The sequence below is a fragment of the Flavobacterium subsaxonicum WB 4.1-42 = DSM 21790 genome (genome assembly GCF_000422725.1).
Classification (GTDB): Bacteria; Bacteroidota; Bacteroidia; order Flavobacteriales; family Flavobacteriaceae; genus Flavobacterium; species Flavobacterium subsaxonicum.
Genome location: NZ_AUGP01000018.1, coordinates 169288 through 186915, shown reverse-complemented (window position 1 = coordinate 186915; position 17628 = coordinate 169288). Strand labels below are relative to the sequence as shown.

Genomic DNA, 17628 nt, shown 5'->3' with positions numbered 1-17628 from the left:
CGACTAATGTCAATTATTATTTGTTATACAACTCAACGATTAGTTGTTCTTTGATATTTTCCGGTATCTGGATCCTTGCAGGTACGCTAACAAAAGTACCTTCTTTAGTATCGTTATTCCAGGTAATCCACTCATATACATGAGAAGAATTTGATAAAGATTGCTCTATAACATCAATAGATTTCGATTTTTCACGAACAGCCACTTTATCGCCGGGCTTAAGGTGGTAAGATGGAATGTTAACCAACTCGCCATTTACTGTAACATGCCTGTGAGATACGACTTGTCTTGCAGCCCTACGAGAAGGCGCAATACCCATCCTAAACACAACGTTGTCTAATCTTGCTTCACAAAGCTGTAAAAGTACTTCGCCGGTAACACCTTTAGTGGCCGCAGCTTTTTCGTACAGGTTCCTGAATTGTTTTTCAAGAATACCGTAAGAGTACTTAGCTTTTTGCTTCTCCATTAACTGAACAGCATATTCAGATTTTTTACCTCTTTTCTTGGCTAAACCATGTTGCCCAGGTGGGTAATTTCTTTTATCGAAAGATTTGTCATCTCCGAAGATCGCCTCGCCGAATTTACGGGCGATTTTAGTTTGTGGACCAGTATATCTTGCCATTTCTAAAAATTAATGAACAGGGGATTATGAATTCAGGTCTCATCCTCCGATAATCCGTACTCCCGTTCGTGGTTATACTATTTAATTATACTCTTCTTCTTTTTGGAGGACGACAGCCATTGTGTGGCATAGGCGTTACATCGATAATCTCTGTAACTTCAATTCCTCCATTGTGTAAAGACCTTATTGCAGATTCCCTGCCGTTACCCGGGCCTTTAACGTAAACTTTTACTTTCTTCAAACCAGCTTCAATAGCTACTTTGCTGCAATCTTCAGCTGCCATCTGGGCTGCGTAAGGAGTGTTCTTTTTAGAACCCCTAAAGCCCATTTTACCTGCAGAAGACCATGAAATAACTTCACCTTTCTTGTTGGTTAAAGAAATAATAATGTTATTAAAGGTTGCGCTAATGTGAGCTTCGCCAGTAGATTCTACTATAACTTTACGTTTTTTTGTATTCGCTTTAGCCATTGCTACTTATTATTTAGTTGCTTTTTTCTTGTTAGCAACAGTTTTTCTCTTACCTTTTCTTGTCCTTGAATTATTCTTGGTGCGTTGGCCCCTAAGTGGAAGTCCAGCTCTGTGGCGTATGCCCCTGTAGCAGCCAATATCCATTAAACGTTTGATGTTTAAAGATACTTCTGAACGAAGTTCACCTTCAATCTTGAAGTAAGAAACAGCTTCACGAATGGCGCTGATCTCGTCATCGTTCCATTCCTGAACTTTTTTATCTTCGCTAACCTGAGCTTTTTCTAAAATCTCTTTAGCCCTGCTGTTACCAATACCAAAAATATAGGTTAAAGCAATAACTCCTCTTTTGTTTTTAGGTATGTCTACCCCTGCAATTCTTGCCATAATTATCCTTGTCTTTGTTTAAATCTAGGATTCTTTTTGTTAATAACATATAACCTGCCTTTCCTGCGCACTATCTTGCACTCGGCACTTCTTTTTTTAACTGATGCTCTTACTTTCATTATTAATAGCTATTAGTATCTATAAGTAATTCTTGCTTTAGACAAATCATAAGGGCTCATTTCCAGTTTAACTTTATCACCAGGCAATAGCTTGATGTAATGCATTCGCATTTTTCCTGAAATATGAGCAATTACCACATGCCCGTTCTCTAATTCTACACGAAACATGGCATTTGATAATGCCTCAATTATTGATCCGTCTTGTTCTATTGCTGATTGTTTTGCCATAAAAATTGTTAAGCTACTGCTTTTCTATTCTTACCACTTTTCATCAAACCGTCATAATGCCTGTTCAATAGATAAGAATTTATCTGCTGAATGGTATCGATCGCAACCCCGACCATAATTAACAGTGATGTACCACCATAAAACAAAGCCCACTGAGACTGAACCCCAAAGCTTACCACAACTGCCGGGAACACGGCAATAAGCGCTAAGAATAACGAACCGGGGAACGTAATTAACGACATAATCCTGTCCAGGTAGTCGCCGGTCTCTACACCTGGCCTTACGCCTGGTATAAATCCGCCGCTTCTTTTAAGGTCATCAGCCATTTTGTTAGTAGGCACCGTAATCGCGGTGTAAAAGTACGTAAAAATTATAATTAATAACGCAAAAACTACATTGTAGGCTAAACCAAACACATTTTGAAAACTCGATGTGATGGTTTGGGCCGCATCAGACTTAGAAAGCCCTGCTAATGCAGCAGGTATAAACATAATTGCCTGGGCAAAGATAATTGGCATAACCCCCGAAGCATTAAGCTTTAAAGGTATCCACTGCCTGTTGCCGCCAAACATGTCCTGCTCAAAGTCGCCAGAAGCGGTGCGCCTTGCATATTGCACAGGTATTTTTCTTACCGCCATGATCATTAAGATACAAGCAATAATAATAAATAACCAAACTACAATTTCAAGAAGCAGTTGTAACGGGCCTCCGTTGTTTTCTGTTACTACAGAAGTAAATTCCTGTATAAACGCCTGTGGCATTCTTGCTATAATACCTACCAGGATTAGTAATGATATACCGTTTCCAATACCCTTATCTGTAATTTTCTCACCAAGCCACATAGCAAATATGGTACCAGTAGTAAGAATTACTACAGATGAGAACAAGAATGGGAATGAGTCTGACGGTAATAGGAACGCCTCACTTGGCAAAGTCCTGTAAAGGTTATAAATATAACCGGGGCCTTGTACCAGTGTAATGGCAATAGTTAACCAACGTGTTATTTGGTTTAGCTTTTTTCTTCCGCTCTCTCCTTCTTTCTGCAATTTTTGCAGGTAAGGCACCGCAATACCCATTAATTGTACTACGATAGAGGCAGAAATGTAGGGCATAATACCCAATGCAAATACAGATGCCTGCGAGAACGCACCACCTGTAAATACATCGATAAGCCAGCCTATACCACCTTGGGTTTGTTTAGATAAATTTGTTAGCCCTGTAGCATCAATACCAGGAAGGGTAACGTGTGCACCAAAACGGTACACAAGCAATAAACCTAAAGTAACTAAAATTCTATTTTTTAGTTCTTCTATTTTCCAGACATTGACAAATGCTTCTAAAAATTTTTTCATAAGGCTATAGGGATTATAAACTTAAACTCACAGCCTCTCCACCAGCAGCCTCGATAGCAGCTTTAGCAGTAGCAGTAAATTTGTGGGCAGTTACTTTTAGTTTTGCCTTTAGCTCTCCTCTTCCTAAAATCTTAACCTGTTCATTTTTTGTAGCTAGGCGATTCTCTACAAACACTGTAAAATCTACAGTATCAGTAACGATACCATTATCTACAAGAGCCTGAAGTGTATCTAGGTTAACTCCTTCGTATTCTTTACGGTTGATATTTTTAAAACCAAACTTAGGAACACGTCTTTGAAGTGGCATCTGGCCACCTTCAAAACCTATTTTCTTAGAGTAACCAGAACGCGATTTAGCTCCTTTGTGGCCACGAGAGGCTGTGCCTCCTTTACCAGAACCTTCGCCCCTGCCTAATCTTTTGTTTTTATTGTGAACTGAACCTTCAGCCGGTTGTAAGTTACTTAAATCCATTTCCTGTTATTGTTAGTTAGCTTCTTCTACAGAAACTAAGTGTTTAACTTTGTTTACCATTCCAAGGATAGCAGGAGTTGCATCGTGCTCAACAACCTGACCTAATTTGCGAAGGCCTAAAGACTCTAGAGTCAGCTTCTGCGTTTGAGGGCAGTTGATTTTACTCTTTACTTGTTTTACTTTAATTTTTCCCATGATTTCCTGTGGATTAACCTTTAAATACTTTTTCTAAAGAAACGCCTCTTTGTTTTGCAACAGTAGAAGCACTTCTCATTTGAAGAAGGGCATCAAAGGTAGCTTTAACAACATTGTGAGGGTTAGATGAACCCTGAGATTTTGATAATACATCGTGTATACCAACAGACTCAAGAACCGAACGTACAGCACCACCAGCAATTACACCAGTACCATGAGAAGCAGGCATTAGCAGTACACGTGCACCACCAAATTTACCTTTTTGCTCATGTGGAACAGACTGTCCAGAAAGAGGGATCTTTACAAGGTTTTTCTTAGCATCTTCTACTGCTTTAGCAATAGCTTCAGATACATCTTTAGATTTACCAAGACCATGACCCACTACACCATTCTCATCGCCTACAACTACAATAGCAGAAAAACCAAAAGCTCTACCACCCTTTGTAACTTTAGTAACACGATTTACACTTACCAAACGATCTTTAAGTTCAAGACCGCTTGGTTTTACAAGTTCTACGTTTTTATAATTATGATACATAATTTTTCTTAGAATTTAAGCCCGGCTTCTCTTGCGCCTTCAGCTAATGATTTAACACGTCCGTGGTAAAGGTATCCACCTCTGTCGAAAGTAATAGTCTCAACACCAGCTTTTAAAGCTTTTTCTGCGATAAGTTTACCTACCGCCGAAGCAGTTTCTATGTTAGTACCTTTAGTGATGCCTGCTTCTCTTGATGAAGCAGAGGCCAAAGTTACACCGTTTACGTCGTCTATGATTTGTGCATAGATCTCTTTATTGCTCCTGAAAACAGAAAGTCTTGGCTGAGCAGCAGTTCCGCTTACAATCTTTCTGATTCTGAACTTAATTCTTTGTCTTCTTTCAGATTTGTTTAATGACATAGTCTTAATTTTTAAGCTGATTTACCTGCTTTTCTCCTTAATACCTCACCTACAAATTTAACACCTTTTCCTTTGTAAGGCTCTGGCTTGCGGAAACCTCTAATTTTTGCCGCTACCTGCCCTAAAAGTTGTTTATCAAACGATGTTAATTTTATTATTGGGTTCTTTCCTTTTTCAGACACTGTTTCTACAGTAACTTCAGATACAACTTCTAAAACGATGTTGTGAGAGAAACCAAGTGCCATATCCAGTTTTTGACCCTGGTTAGACGCTCTGTAACCTACACCTACAAGTTCTAATTGTTTTGTAAATCCTTCAGATACACCAATTATCATGTTATTGATAAGAGATCTGTATAAACCGTGTTTAGATCTTTCGTCTTTATGATCAGAAAATCTTTCTACTAAAACCTGGCCATCCTCGATTTTTACAGATACATCTGAAAACTCCTGAGTTAGTTGGCCTTTTTTACCTTTTACAGTAACAATGTTACCGTTAACCTCTACAGTTACACCGGCTGGTATTGCTACTGGATTTTTACCTATTCTTGACATAGTACTAAGTCTTTGTTATTAGTATACGTAGCAAATTACCTCACCACCAACATTTTGTTGTTTTGCCTGTTTTCCTGTCATCAATCCTTTTGATGTAGAAACAATAGCAATACCTAATCCGTTAAGGATTCTAGGTAGGTTAGATGCACCTGCATATTTACGTAAACCCGGTTTACTAATTCTCTGGATATCTTTAATTACACTCTCTTTAGTATCTTTATCATACTTAAGAGCTATTTTGATGCTGCCTTGTACAGCGTTGTCATCAAATTTGTAGCTTAAAATATAGCCCTGGTCAAATAAAATCTTGGTGATTTCTTTTTTAAGGTTTGATGCAGGAATTTCAACCACTTTGTGGTTAGCTCTCACAGCATTTCTAATCCTTGTTAGAAAATCGGCAATAGGATCTGTATACATTTGTATTAATTTGCGGTCACGGTTTTCGGCCTGTTAGGGCCGAACCTGAAACCAATTTATAATTCTTTATTTTACCAGCTGGCTTTTTTAACTCCTGGTATCAATCCATTATTAGCCATTTCACGGAAAGTTACACGTGAAATACCGAATTGACGCATGTACCCTCTTGGTCTTCCTGTAAGTTTGCAACGGTTGTGTAAACGTACCGGAGAAGCATTTTTAGGTAGTTTTTGTAATCCTTCGTAATCTCCAGCTTCTAATAAAGCTTTCCTTTTCTCAGCATATTTTTCTACCATAGCCTGCCTTTTTACCTCGCGGGCTTTCATTGATTCTTTAGCCATAACTTAATTCTTTTTAAAAGGTAATCCTAATTCTGCTAATAATGACTTCGCTTCTTTATCGGTTTGTGCAGATGTTACAAAAGTAATATCCATACCTGATATTTTGTTAACTTTATCAATATCAATTTCAGGGAAAATGATTTGCTCAGTTACACCAAGGTTGTAATTACCTCTACCGTCAAAACCTGTAGCCTTAATTCCGCTAAAATCTCTTACACGTGGAAGTGAAGAAGTTACCAGCCTGTCAAGGAATTCATACATTCTTTCGCCACGTAGAGTTACTTTAGCACCAATTGGCATACCTTTTCTAAGTTTGAAAGACGCAACGTCTTTTTTAGATATAGTAGAAACCGCTTTTTGGCCAGTAATCTTTGTTAACTCGTCTACTGCATAATCGATAAGTTTCTTATCAGATACAGCTGCACCAACGCCACGGCTTAAAACGATTTTTTCAAGTTTTGGAACCTGCATTACGTTTTTGTAGCCAAACTCCTCTTTAAGAGCAGAGACAACCCTGCTATTATATTCTTCTTTTAGTCTTGGTATATAAGCCATGTCTATAATACTTGATTAGATTTTTTTGAAAATCTCACGTTCTTATCTCCTTCTTTCCTAACACCTGTTTTTGTAGTATCCTTAGATTTAAGGTCTACAAGTGCAATGTTAGAAATGTGGATAGGAGCTTCTTTCTTAACGATACCACCCTGAGGGTTTTTAGCGCTTGGTTTAGTGTGTTTAGACACCATATTAACGCCTTCTACGATCGCTTTGTTCTTTTCACGAAGAACACGAAGTACTTTACCTTCAGAACCTTTATGGTCTCCGGCCATTACTCTTACCGTGTCTCCTGATTTTATCTTTAGCTTTATCATCTTTTTAACAATTAAAGCACTTCTGGTGCTAATGATACAATTTTCATGAATTGTTTTTCACGAAGTTCCCTTGCTACAGGACCAAAAACACGAGTTCCCCTCATCTCACCAGCAGCATTTAACAAAACGCAAGCGTTATCGTCAAATCTGATGTATGAACCGTCGGCTCTTCTCACTTCTTTTTTGGTACGTACAACAACTGCGGTAGACACAGCACCTTTTTTTACGTTTCCGTTTGGTGTTGCATCTTTAATAGATACCACAATTTTATCTCCAACAGAGGCATAACGTCTTTTCGTTCCCCCTAATACACGGATAGTTAAAACTTCTTTAGCTCCCGTGTTATCTGCTACTTTTAGTCTCGATTCCTGTTGTACCATAATTACTTCGCTCTTTCAATGATTTCAACTAACCTCCAACATTTTGTTTTACTTAAAGGTCGTGTTTCCATGATCTTTACTGTATCACCAATATTACAGTCATTTGTTTCGTCGTGTGCAACATATTTCTTTGTTTTTAACACGAACTTACCATATAATGGGTGTTTTACTCTTCTTGTTTCAGAAACAACTATGGATTTTTCCATTTTGTTGCTAGTAACAACACCTATACGCTCTTTTCTTAAATTTCTTTTTTCTTCCATCTTTCAGCAGACTACAATTATTGTAACTTTTTGCTTAGCTCAGTGGCCACTCTCGCGATAGACCTTCTTAGGGTTCTTATCTGTAGAGGATTCTCTATTGGAGATATGGCATGGGCTGATTTTAGGTCGGCATATGTTTTCTGTAACTCACCAAGTTTACCTTGTAACTCAGCTGCAGATAGATCTTTTATGTCTGATTGTTTCATAATAAATTTTAATTATGCTTCGAAATCTCTAGCAACAATAAACTTAGTTTTAACAGGAAGCTTTTGTGCAGCAAGGCGTAATGCCTCTTTTGCTACAGATAAAGGAACTCCTCCTACTTCAAACATAATTCGTCCTGGTTTAACAACGGCAGCCCAAAATTCAACTGCACCTTTACCTTTACCCATACGTACCTCTAGAGGTTTTTTGGTGATAGGTTTATCCGGGAAAATTTTAATCCACAATTGACCCTCCCTTTTCATAAAACGGGTTGCCGCGATACGGGCAGCCTCAATTTGACGGGAAGTGATAAAAGACGAATCTAAAGATTTTATACCAAACATACCATTTGAAAGTTCGTGACCTCTTTGAGACACGCCCTTCATTCTACCTTTCTGTACCTTACGGTATTTTGTTCTTTTAGGCTGTAACATTTTTCTTTAGTTTAAAATAATTACTTTCTTTTGCGTTGTTGGTTGTTAGGCTTATCACCGTTTGGCCTTCCACCCGGCCTTCCGCCTTGTGGTCTGTCATTACGGTCTTGAGATCCTGCAGATTTAGATTGTTTTTTATCCATACCTACTAACGGAGAAAGATCTCTTTTTCCATAAACTTCACCTTTCATTATCCATACCTTGATACCCATCCTACCGTAAGTAGTGTGCGCCTCAGCTAATGCATAATCAATGTCCGCTCTGAAAGTTGATAGAGGAATTCTACCTTCTTTGAACATTTCAGAACGTGCCATTTCGGCACCGTTCAAACGACCTGAAATCATTACCTTAATACCTTCTGCGTTCATACGAATTGCAGCGGCAATAGCCATTTTAATAGCCCTTCTGTAAGAAATACGGCTTTCAATCTGGCGGGCAATGCTTGTACCTACTAAGTAAGCATCAAGTTCTGGCCTTTTAATTTCAAAGATGTTGATTTGAACCTCTTTGTCAGTAATTTTCTTAAGCTCTTCTTTTAACTTGTCTACTTCCTGACCACCTTTACCGATAATGATACCGGGACGGGCAGTAGTAATAGTAACGGTTACAAGTTTAAGTGTTCTCTCGATTATTACTTTACTAACACTAGCTTTAGATAAACGGGCATGGATATATTTCCTGATTTTGTGATCTTCGGCAAGTTTATCGCCGTAATCGTTTCCACCATACCAGTTAGAATCCCAACCCCTGATGATACCAAGGCGATTTCCTATTGGATTTGTCTTCTGTCCCATTTATGAATTGCTTTGTGTGTTATTGTTAATAGCTCCAAGCACGATAGTAACGTGGTTAGAACGTTTTCTTATCCTGTGGGCACGGCCCTGAGGTGCTGGCCTAAGCCTTTTTAGCATCGCTCCACCATCTACCCTTATTTCTTTTACAAACAGTTTGGCATCTTCAAGGCTCTCCTCACTGTTTTTTTGCTGCCAGTTGTTGATAGCAGAAAGTAACAGTTTTTCAAGCTTGCGAGAAGCCTCTTTTGTACTAAACCTTAATATATTAAGAGCTAATTCTACCTTCTGGCCCCTTACTAAATCTGCAACTAAGCGCATTTTTCGAGGTGAAGTAGGGCAGTTATTTAGCTTAGCAAAGGCAATAGACTTGTTAGCCTCTTTTCTTGCATCTGCAGTTTCTCTTTTACGAACTCCCATTGCTGTTATTTTTTACCTTTATTTTTAGCACCAGCGTGACCTCTGAAAGAGCGCGTTGGCGAAAACTCTCCTAATTTATGACCTACCATGTTCTCTGTAACATACACCGGTACGAACTGGCGCCCGTTGTGTACTGCGATAGTCTGCCCAACAAAATCGGGAGTAATCATCGAAGCTCTAGACCATGTCTTAACAACTCCTTTGTTACCTTTCTCGATATTTTCCTGAACTTTCTTTTCTAATTTATAGTGAACGAAAGGTCCTTTCTTTAATGAACGTGCCATATCTTACTTATTATTTCTTTCTACGTTCTACGATATACTTATTACTCGGGTTAACTTTAGAACGAGTTCTGTAACCTTTAGCCGGAAGACCTTTTCTTGAACGTGGATGACCACCAGAAGAACGACCTTCACCACCACCCATTGGGTGATCGACAGGGTTCATCGCTACTGGTCTTGTTCTTGGCCTTCTTCCTAACCACCTTGACCTACCTGCTTTACCAGATACGATTAATTGGTGGTCTGAGTTAGATACAGCTCCAATTGTAGCACTACAAGTTAACAAGATCAATCTTGTTTCTCCAGAAGGCATTTTAATTGTAGCGTATTTACCATCCCTTGCCATAAGTTGAGCAAATGTACCTGCACTACGCGCAATTACAGCACCCTGGCCCGGACGTAGTTCGATGCAAGATATAACAGTTCCAAGAGGAATTTTACTTAAAGGCATAGCGTTACCAATTTCTGGAGCAGCATCTACACCAGAAGTTACGGTTTGACCAACCTGAAGTCCGTTTTGTGCAATAACATACGTTTTCTCACCATCTGCATAAAACAAAAGAGAGATAAACGCTGAACGGTTTGGATCGTACTCGATAGTTTTAACCACAGCAGGAACTCCGGCTTTAGTTCTTTTAAAATCGATTATACGATACTTTTGTTTGTGACCACCGCCTGTATAACGCATGGTCATTTTTCCTTGACTATTTCTACCGCCTGAGTTTTTTTTCGGTGCGATCAAAGAACGCTCCGGCTTATCAGTTGTAATAGTGTCAAAGCTATTAACAACTCTAAAACGCTGACCCGGGGTAATAGGTTTTAATTTTCTAACTGACATGTTGTTCTATTAGATATTATTGTAAAAATCTATTGTTTCTCCTTCTTTAACCTGAACGACTGCTTTTTTGTAAGCATTGGTCTTTCCGGTGATTAAACCACTCTTAGTGTATTTAACCGATCTATCAGCCCTGTAATTCATAGTGTTAACATTAACCACAGATACTCCGTAAGCTGCCTCAACAGCATTCTTTACTTGTATCTTGTTAGCACGTTTGTCAACAATAAAGCCAAAACGGTTAAAAACTTCGCCGTCTTTGGTTATTTTTTCGGTAATGATAGGTTTAATTATGATACTCATGGCCTATTATTTGCTTAAATTTTCTTCAATTCCTTCTAACGAACCTTCTAAAAGAACCAGACTGTTTGCATGTAAAATTGCATAAGTACTTAATTCTGAAGTAGTTACTACGCTAGTAGTCTTTAAATTGCGTGAGGACAAATATACATTTTTATTTGTATCACCCAACACAATTAGAGATTTTTTATTTTCTAACCCTAAAGCTGTCAAAAAGTTAATGAAATTTTTAGTGCTTGGAGCTTCGAATTCGAAGTTTTCAACTACCACTAAATTTGATTCTTTTGCTTTAAGAGCGAAGGCTGATTTTCTTGCTAAACGCTTAAGATTTTTGTTTAGTTTGAAAGAGTAGCTTCTTGGCCTTGGGCCGAAGATGGTACCTCCACCTTTAAACAAAGGGTTCTTAATACTACCTGCACGAGCTGTACCGGTACCTTTTTGCTTTTTAATCTTGCGTGTACTTCCCGTTACCTCAGCTCTTTCTTTAGCTTTGTGGGTACCTTGCCTTTGGTTAGCCAAATATTGCTTAACGTCAAGGTATACAGCATGTTTATTAGGCTCAATTGCGAATACTGCATCAGAAAGGGTTACCGTTCTGCCAGTTTCTTTTCCGTTGATATCTAATACTTTTACTTCCATTACTTCTGAATGATTACGTAAGAGTTTTTGTGTCCAGGAATTGCTCCTTTAACTACAAGCAGGTTCTTATCAGCCACTACTTTTAAAACTCTAAGGTTTTGTACTGTTACATTGTCTCCTCCTGTTCTTCCTGCCATGCGCATCCCTTTGAATACACGTGAAGGATATGATGATGCTCCAACAGAACCCGGCGCCCTTAAACGGTTGTGCTGACCGTGAGTAGCCTGACCCACACCACCAAAACCGTGGCGTTTTACAACACCCTGGAAACCTTTACCTTTAGACACACCCTGAACATCTACGAATTCGCCTTCGGCAAATACGTCTACAGCGATAACATCACCTAATTTGTACTCGTTCTCAAACTGGAACTCAACGACTTTTTTCTTAGCTACAGTACCTGCTTTTTTAAAGTGGCCTGCAGCCGCTTTAGTAGCACGTTTTTCTGCTTTGTCATCGAAACCAAGTTGTAACGCTTCATACCCGTCAACCGATTTGGTTCTGACTTGGGTAACAACGCATGGTCCAGCTTCGATTACTGTACACGGAATGTTTTTTCCGTTTTCATCGAAAATACTGGTCATGCCGATTTTTCTACCAATTAACCCAGACATAAATTATTGTTATTAATTATTAATTCCCTTCAATTTGAAATAACTAGAATACTCCAAACAGGGGTGCAAAAGTAATTATTATATTTAGATTATCAAACAGTTACAAGAAATAAATCTAAAGAAACGTAAATTATTTAATTCTAAATAAAAAAACCACCGCTTTTACCGTGCCAATACAGCGTTATTATAGGCATAAAAAAAATCTCCAAAGCAAAAATGCTTTGGAGATCTTTACAAGTTAAATAAATAACTCAGACTTTTATTTCAACCTCTACACCACTTGGAAGCTCTAATTTCATTAGGGCATCAATAGTTTTAGAAGAAGAACTATAAATATCAAGTAGCCTTTTGTATGAGCTAACTTCAAACTGCTCTCTTGATTTTTTGTTTACGTGCGGAGAACGCAGTACGGTAAAAATCTTTTTGTGGGTAGGTAACGGAATAGGACCAGTTACCACAGCGCCTGTACTTTTTACAGTCTTAACGATCTTCTCGGCAGATTTGTCTACCAGGCTATGATCGTACGATTTTAATTTTATTCTGATTTTTTGACTCATTTTCTTTTAGATTAAGCGTTTCCTTTTGCTTTTTTGATAACTGCTTCTGAAATATTAGAAGGCGTTTCTGAGTAGTGAGAAAACTCCATTGTAGAAGTTGCCCTACCCGATGAAAGTGTTCTAAGCGTAGTTACATAACCAAACATCTCTGATAACGGAACAAAAGCCTTGATGGTTTTAGCACCAGCTCTGTCGCCCATATCATTAACCTGGCCACGACGACGGTTAAGGTCACCTACTATATCACCCATATTTTCTTCCGGAGTGATAACTTCCATTTTCATTATCGGCTCAAGGATAACAGCACCGGCAGCACGGCCAGACTCTTTGTAACCCATTTTTGCAGCTAATTCAAAAGAAAGCGCATCAGAATCCACAGGGTGGAAAGATCCGTCTAACAAAGTAACTTTTAAGCTATCTACTTCGTATCCTGCAAGAGGACCTTGTTTCATAGCAGCTTTAAAGCCTTTTTCGATAGATGGAATATATTCTTTAGGAACGTTACCACCTTTAACACTGTTTATAAACTGAAGACCAACAACTCCTTCGTCTGCAGGCTCAATAATAAACACGATATCGGCAAATTTACCACGACCACCAGATTGTTTTTTGTAAACTTCTCTGTGTTGAGCCGATCTTGTAAACGCTTCTTTATACTCTACCTGAGGTTCCCCCTGGTTAACTTCTACTTTAAATTCTCTCCTCATACGGTCTACAAGGATATCTAAGTGAAGCTCACCCATACCAGAAATAATAGTTTGGCCAGAAGCCTCATCAGTCTTAACAACGAATGTTGGATCTTCTTCAGCAAGTTTTGCTAAAGCCATACCCATTTTATCCACGTCAGCTTTTGTTTTAGGCTCAATAGCAATACCAATTACCGGTGCAGGGAAATCCATACTTTCTAATACTATTGGGTGCTTTTCTTCACACAAAGTATCTCCGGTCTTGATATCTTTAAATCCAACTGCCGCTCCAATATCACCTGCCTCGATGTACTCGATTGGGTTTTGTTTGTTAGCGTGCATCTGGTAAATACGAGATATCCTTTCTTTGTTACCAGAACGTGTGTTTAACACATAAGAACCAGCATCAAGACGACCAGAGTAAGCACGGAAGAATGCTAAACGACCAACATAAGGGTCTGTAGCAATTTTAAATGCAAGAGCAGCAAACGGCTCTTTTACATCCGGCTTACGAAGTATTTCTTCATCAGTATCAGGGTTAGTACCTGTAATACCTTCTTTATCCATTGGAGATGGAAGGTATTTACAAACCGCATCCAGCATAAACTGAACACCTTTGTTTTTAAATGATGAACCACAAATCATTGGTATGATAGACATATCAATAGTAGCTTTTCTTAAAGCGTTATTGATTTCGTCTTCGGTAATTGAGTTTTCATCTTCGAAGAATTTCTCCATTAAAGACTCATCGTAATCAGCAACAGCCTCAATAAGGGCAGCCCTGTACTCACGAACCTCATCTACCATATCTTCCGGGATAGGCACGATATCAAAAGTAGCACCCAAAGTAGCATCATGCCATATAATAGCCTGATTTTTTACTAAGTCTACAACACCTTTAAAATCTTCTTCTTCACCAATTGGTAAAGTTATAGCTACCGCGTTAGATTTAAGCATATCTCTAACCTGCTGGCAAACATTAAGGAAGTTTGAACCCTGACGGTCCATTTTGTTAACAAAGCCCATACGCGGCACCCTGTAGTTATCAGCAAGCCTCCAGTTAGTTTCAGATTGAGGCTCAACACCATCAACAGCACTAAAAAGGAAAACAAGACCATCAAGAACCCTAAGAGAACGGTTTACCTCAACAGTAAAGTCAACGTGTCCCGGGGTATCTATAATATTAAAGTGGTAAGGCAGTGTTTCAGGCAATGCAACTCCCTGGTTAGTAGGGAAATTCCAAGTACATGTAGTAGCTGCAGAGGTAATTGTAATACCCCTTTCCTGCTCCTGTGCCATCCAGTCCATTGTTGCAGCACCATCGTGCACCTCACCAATTTTGTGTGATTTACCAGTGTAAAAAAGGATACGCTCTGTTGTTGTTGTTTTACCAGCATCAATGTGAGCAGCAATACCTATATTTCTTGTATATTTTAAATCTCTAGCCATTTCTAAATTTTTTCTTTCTTTATGAATTAAAATCTAAAGTGAGAGAATGCTTTGTTAGCTTCTGCCATTTTATGAGTATCCATTCTCTTTTTAACAGCAGCACCTTCTTCTTTAGCAGCAGCTAAAACTTCCGAAGCCAACCTTTGAGCCATAGATTTCTCATTTCTTCTTCTTGCATAAAGAATCATCCATTTCATTGCCATAGATATCTTCCTGTCCGGACGAATCTGCATTGGAATTTGGAATGTAGCACCACCTACCCTACGGCTACGTACTTCTACGTGAGGCATAACATTAGTTAATGCATCTTTCCATATTTCAAGCGATGATTTCTCTGCATCCTGTTTTTTAGCTTCTACGATATCAATAGCATCATAAAATACTTTAAAAGCAGTTGATTTTTTACCATCCCACATTAAGTTATTTACAAAACGTGTAACTAATTGATCATTGAACCTTGGATCTGGTAAAAGCGGTCTTTTTTTGGCCTGTCTTTTTCTCATGTCTTTTTCTTAAACGTTTTTAAATTACTTTTTCTTCTTTGTGGGTGCAGCAGCAACCTGTCCTGGTTTAGGACGTTTTGCTCCATACTTAGACCTGCGTTGCGCTCTTCCGGCAACACCAGCGGTATCTAAAGCGCCACGTACAATGTGGTACCTTACTCCCGGTAAATCTTTAACCCTTCCGCCTCTAACTAATACTATCGAGTGCTCTTGTAGGTTGTGGCCTTCTCCAGGAATGTATGCATTTACCTCATTACCATTTGTTAAACGAACCCTTGCTACTTTACGCATTGCAGAGTTTGGTTTTTTTGGTGTTGTAGTGTAAACACGTGTACATACCCCTCTTCTTTGAGGACACGAATCTAAAGCAGCCGATTTACTCTTCTTAGTTATCTGGGCTCTCCCTGTTCTTACTAATTGTTGAATTGTTGGCATAATTAATACTAAAAATTTCTTATGTTTAAATAACCCGCTTTTTACGGGGTTGCAAATGTAGAAATTAAAATTGATAAAACAAACCTTAAAACATTAATTTTCAAACTACTCTAACTGCTTTTGCCATCTGTATATTTTTTAATGGTTTTTTGCGTTATTTGCACAGTAACCCCATTGCATTGAAAATATTTTTTTACATATACCTGTTTCTGCTTGTAAGTTTTACAGCAAATGCGCAAAACTTTTACCTTAAAGTAGAGGGCCGCGATGCCGCAGAAACCAAAATAATAGATTCTGTTTCATACAATAAAGTACACACAAACGCCAAAGGCGTTGCCGATGCAACCAAATTATTATCTAATAATTTATACAAGGCCGGCTATTTAGAAAGCCGCGAACTGGCCTATTTAAAAACCAACGATTCTACTTTTGTATACTCCTTTAACGTTGGGCAAAAAATTAAAAACATACATATATATACAGGCCTGCTAAATGCAGAGCAAAAAACATTACTCAATATAGATAAAGATACGGTTGTAATGACGTTGCCCGAAGTAGAGGGTTATATGAACAGCAACATAGCCCTGTTGGAACAGAAAGGCTATTCTTTAAGTTCGCTACAGCTTACCAATTATAGCAAAACAAATTCCGGACTTAGCGCCAGCCTGGTGGTTACCATAGAAAAGCTGCGTACTTTAGATGACATTGTACTGGAGGGCTACCCCAAATTTCCTGAAGGCATTCGCCGTAATATTTTAAGGCAGTACCGCGGCAAGACGTTTAATAAAGAAAACCTGCAACGCGTATATAACGATTTTAATGCCCTGCGCTTTATTACCCAACCCCGCTACCCCGAGATTCTCTTTAAAAAAGACACCACCAAAGTATATGTATACATGGCAAAGGCACACCCCAATACTTTTGATGGTTTTATAGGTTTTAGTAATGATGATAACAGCAAAGTAAAATTTAATGGTTATTTAGACCTGCTGCTTAACAACGTACTTAATACCGGCGAAAAATTTAACCTGTATTGGAAAAGTGATGGCAACGACCAGACTACCTTTAATATATCTTTAGAGTTGCCGTATATGTTTAAAAGCCCTATTGGCGCCAAGGGTAGCCTTAAGATATTTAAGCAGGACAGCACTTTTCAGAACACAGTTACCGATGTTAACCTGGGATATTATTTTACCTATAACTCCAAATTATATGCCGGATATCAAAAAACTGAATCGGTAGATATACAAAACCTCAACAGCAGCACCCTCAGCGATTACAGCAACTCGTTTTTTACATCTACCTACGAATATGCCGAATATAATATAGATGATTTTTTGTTTCCGCAAAAAACATCGCTCAGTATTAAAGGTGGTGTGGGCAGCCGAACCGGCAAGACCGATAGCAGCGACCAGTACTTTGCACAGATAGCTTTTTCGCATAACCTCTACCTTAACAAAAAAAATATTGTTAACATAAAAAATCAAACTTATTACCTGCAAAGCAACACCTATATAATTAACGAGCTGTATCGGTTTGGTGGCATAAACTCTATTCGCGGCTTTAACGAGAACAGCCTGCAAGCCAATATGGTTACAGCCCTAATGGCCGAATATCGCTATGTACTTGCACCCAATATGTACATACACTCTATTACAGACTATGCCTACTTTCAGGATGAGACTTCTAACACTAAAGAGGGGCTTTTAGGCCTTGGTTTTGGTTTTGGCCTTCTAACAAACAACGGACTGTTTAACATTATTTATGCAAACGGCAGCACTAAAGATCAGGCAATTAAACTTTCCAACTCAATTGTTCACCTAAGCTTTAAAGCATCATTTTAACACTTTTTTAAGTTTTTATTTAACATTTATCGGTTAGTTATCTAAATATTATCATAAAATACTTGATTTCG

31 protein-coding genes are annotated in these 17628 nt (G+C 38.5%); 1 reads left to right on the top strand and 30 read right to left on the bottom strand.

The window, feature by feature from the left end; translation table 11 throughout:
- Positions 1–16: 16 nt before the first annotated feature.
- From rpsD to rpsL, 30 genes are all read right to left on the bottom strand, one after another.
- Positions 17–622, bottom strand: coding sequence for a 30S ribosomal protein S4 (gene rpsD / locus G509_RS0106975; RefSeq protein ID WP_026990859.1), 606 nt, complete (start codon positions 620–622; stop codon positions 17–19).
- Positions 623–707: 85 nt separating this feature from the next.
- Positions 708–1091: a 30S ribosomal protein S11 gene (gene rpsK, locus G509_RS0106970; protein WP_026990858.1), complete on the bottom strand. Its 384-nt coding sequence runs from the start codon at positions 1089–1091 to the stop codon at positions 708–710.
- Between the two features lie 9 nt (positions 1092–1100).
- Positions 1101–1475 carry a 30S ribosomal protein S13 gene (rpsM, locus tag G509_RS0106965; RefSeq protein ID WP_026990857.1) on the bottom strand — a complete coding sequence of 125 codons (375 nt, stop codon included), beginning with the start codon at positions 1473–1475 and terminating at the stop codon, positions 1101–1103.
- 2 nt (positions 1476–1477) lie between these two features.
- Positions 1478–1594: a type B 50S ribosomal protein L36 gene (ykgO, locus tag G509_RS23085; RefSeq protein ID WP_073370549.1), complete on the bottom strand. Its 117-nt coding sequence runs from the start codon at positions 1592–1594 to the stop codon at positions 1478–1480.
- Between the two features lie 12 nt (positions 1595–1606).
- Positions 1607–1822 carry a translation initiation factor IF-1 gene (gene infA / locus G509_RS0106960; protein ID WP_026714631.1) on the bottom strand — a complete coding sequence of 72 codons (216 nt, stop codon included), beginning with the start codon at positions 1820–1822 and terminating at the stop codon, positions 1607–1609.
- A gap of 8 nt (positions 1823–1830) precedes the next feature.
- The gene (secY, locus tag G509_RS0106955) at positions 1831–3174 is read right to left on the bottom strand and encodes a preprotein translocase subunit SecY (RefSeq protein WP_026990856.1); all 1344 of its coding nucleotides are present in this window, start codon (positions 3172–3174) and stop codon (positions 1831–1833) included.
- Positions 3175–3187: 13 nt separating this feature from the next.
- Positions 3188–3646: a 50S ribosomal protein L15 gene (gene rplO, locus G509_RS0106950; protein ID WP_026990855.1), complete on the bottom strand. Its 459-nt coding sequence runs from the start codon at positions 3644–3646 to the stop codon at positions 3188–3190.
- 12 nt (positions 3647–3658) lie between these two features.
- Positions 3659–3841, bottom strand: coding sequence for a 50S ribosomal protein L30 (rpmD, locus tag G509_RS0106945; RefSeq protein ID WP_026990854.1), 183 nt, complete (start codon positions 3839–3841; stop codon positions 3659–3661).
- A 13-nt stretch (positions 3842–3854) separates the two neighbouring features.
- Positions 3855–4379 carry a 30S ribosomal protein S5 gene (rpsE, locus tag G509_RS0106940; protein WP_026990853.1) on the bottom strand — a complete coding sequence of 175 codons (525 nt, stop codon included), beginning with the start codon at positions 4377–4379 and terminating at the stop codon, positions 3855–3857.
- An 8-nt stretch (positions 4380–4387) separates the two neighbouring features.
- Entirely contained in the window at positions 4388–4738 is a 351-nt protein-coding gene (gene rplR / locus G509_RS0106935) for a 50S ribosomal protein L18 (protein ID WP_026990852.1), read from the bottom strand.
- 11 nt (positions 4739–4749) lie between these two features.
- Positions 4750–5292 (bottom strand): 50S ribosomal protein L6, encoded by a 543-nt coding sequence (gene rplF, locus G509_RS0106930; RefSeq protein ID WP_026990851.1) that lies wholly within the window; start codon positions 5290–5292, stop codon positions 4750–4752.
- A gap of 18 nt (positions 5293–5310) precedes the next feature.
- Positions 5311–5709, bottom strand: coding sequence for a 30S ribosomal protein S8 (rpsH, locus tag G509_RS0106925; RefSeq protein WP_026990850.1), 399 nt, complete (start codon positions 5707–5709; stop codon positions 5311–5313).
- A 71-nt stretch (positions 5710–5780) separates the two neighbouring features.
- A complete protein-coding gene (rpsN, locus tag G509_RS0106920) occupies positions 5781–6050 on the bottom strand; it encodes a 30S ribosomal protein S14 (protein ID WP_026990849.1) in 270 nt (89 codons plus the stop codon).
- Between the two features lie 3 nt (positions 6051–6053).
- Positions 6054–6605 carry a 50S ribosomal protein L5 gene (gene rplE / locus G509_RS0106915; RefSeq protein WP_026990848.1) on the bottom strand — a complete coding sequence of 184 codons (552 nt, stop codon included), beginning with the start codon at positions 6603–6605 and terminating at the stop codon, positions 6054–6056.
- A gap of 2 nt (positions 6606–6607) precedes the next feature.
- Complete coding sequence (rplX, locus tag G509_RS0106910) at positions 6608–6922, bottom strand: 50S ribosomal protein L24 (RefSeq protein ID WP_026990847.1); 315 nt, start codon at positions 6920–6922, stop codon at positions 6608–6610.
- Between the two features lie 11 nt (positions 6923–6933).
- Positions 6934–7302: a 50S ribosomal protein L14 gene (gene rplN / locus G509_RS0106905; protein ID WP_007803649.1), complete on the bottom strand. Its 369-nt coding sequence runs from the start codon at positions 7300–7302 to the stop codon at positions 6934–6936.
- Positions 7303–7304: 2 nt separating this feature from the next.
- Complete coding sequence (rpsQ, locus tag G509_RS0106900; RefSeq protein ID WP_026990846.1) at positions 7305–7565, bottom strand: 30S ribosomal protein S17; 261 nt, start codon at positions 7563–7565, stop codon at positions 7305–7307.
- 17 nt (positions 7566–7582) lie between these two features.
- Positions 7583–7771 carry a 50S ribosomal protein L29 gene (gene rpmC, locus G509_RS0106895; RefSeq protein ID WP_026990845.1) on the bottom strand — a complete coding sequence of 63 codons (189 nt, stop codon included), beginning with the start codon at positions 7769–7771 and terminating at the stop codon, positions 7583–7585.
- 12 nt (positions 7772–7783) lie between these two features.
- Positions 7784–8203 (bottom strand): 50S ribosomal protein L16, encoded by a 420-nt coding sequence (gene rplP, locus G509_RS0106890; protein ID WP_026990844.1) that lies wholly within the window; start codon positions 8201–8203, stop codon positions 7784–7786.
- A gap of 20 nt (positions 8204–8223) precedes the next feature.
- A complete protein-coding gene (gene rpsC, locus G509_RS0106885) occupies positions 8224–8997 on the bottom strand; it encodes a 30S ribosomal protein S3 (RefSeq protein ID WP_026990843.1) in 774 nt (257 codons plus the stop codon).
- On the bottom strand, positions 8998–9414 hold the full coding sequence (gene rplV / locus G509_RS0106880; protein ID WP_026990842.1) for a 50S ribosomal protein L22: 417 nt from the start codon (positions 9412–9414) through the stop codon (positions 8998–9000).
- 5 nt (positions 9415–9419) lie between these two features.
- Entirely contained in the window at positions 9420–9698 is a 279-nt protein-coding gene (rpsS, locus tag G509_RS0106875; RefSeq protein ID WP_020213638.1) for a 30S ribosomal protein S19, read from the bottom strand.
- Between the two features lie 10 nt (positions 9699–9708).
- A complete protein-coding gene (gene rplB, locus G509_RS0106870; RefSeq protein ID WP_026990841.1) occupies positions 9709–10533 on the bottom strand; it encodes a 50S ribosomal protein L2 in 825 nt (274 codons plus the stop codon).
- A gap of 9 nt (positions 10534–10542) precedes the next feature.
- Complete coding sequence (gene rplW / locus G509_RS0106865) at positions 10543–10833, bottom strand: 50S ribosomal protein L23 (protein ID WP_026990840.1); 291 nt, start codon at positions 10831–10833, stop codon at positions 10543–10545.
- A 6-nt stretch (positions 10834–10839) separates the two neighbouring features.
- Entirely contained in the window at positions 10840–11469 is a 630-nt protein-coding gene (gene rplD / locus G509_RS0106860) for a 50S ribosomal protein L4 (RefSeq protein ID WP_026990839.1), read from the bottom strand.
- Positions 11469–12083, bottom strand: a complete 615-nt coding sequence (gene rplC / locus G509_RS0106855; protein WP_026990838.1) for a 50S ribosomal protein L3 — start codon at positions 12081–12083, stop codon at positions 11469–11471. The genes rplD and rplC overlap by 1 nt, the downstream gene beginning before the upstream one ends.
- Positions 12084–12334: 251 nt before the next feature.
- Complete coding sequence (gene rpsJ, locus G509_RS0106850; protein ID WP_020213633.1) at positions 12335–12640, bottom strand: 30S ribosomal protein S10; 306 nt, start codon at positions 12638–12640, stop codon at positions 12335–12337.
- 11 nt (positions 12641–12651) lie between these two features.
- A complete protein-coding gene (gene fusA / locus G509_RS0106845; RefSeq protein ID WP_026990837.1) occupies positions 12652–14775 on the bottom strand; it encodes an elongation factor G in 2124 nt (707 codons plus the stop codon).
- 26 nt (positions 14776–14801) lie between these two features.
- Entirely contained in the window at positions 14802–15278 is a 477-nt protein-coding gene (gene rpsG, locus G509_RS0106840) for a 30S ribosomal protein S7 (RefSeq protein ID WP_026990836.1), read from the bottom strand.
- A gap of 24 nt (positions 15279–15302) precedes the next feature.
- Positions 15303–15713 carry a 30S ribosomal protein S12 gene (gene rpsL / locus G509_RS0106835; RefSeq protein ID WP_026990835.1) on the bottom strand — a complete coding sequence of 137 codons (411 nt, stop codon included), beginning with the start codon at positions 15711–15713 and terminating at the stop codon, positions 15303–15305.
- Positions 15714–15892: 179 nt separating this feature from the next.
- On the opposite strand from rpsL, the gene G509_RS0106830 reads away from it, so the two are divergent.
- The gene (locus tag G509_RS0106830; protein ID WP_035738648.1) at positions 15893–17557 is read left to right on the top strand and encodes a BamA/TamA family outer membrane protein; all 1665 of its coding nucleotides are present in this window, start codon (positions 15893–15895) and stop codon (positions 17555–17557) included.
- Positions 17558–17628 lie beyond the last annotated feature (71 nt).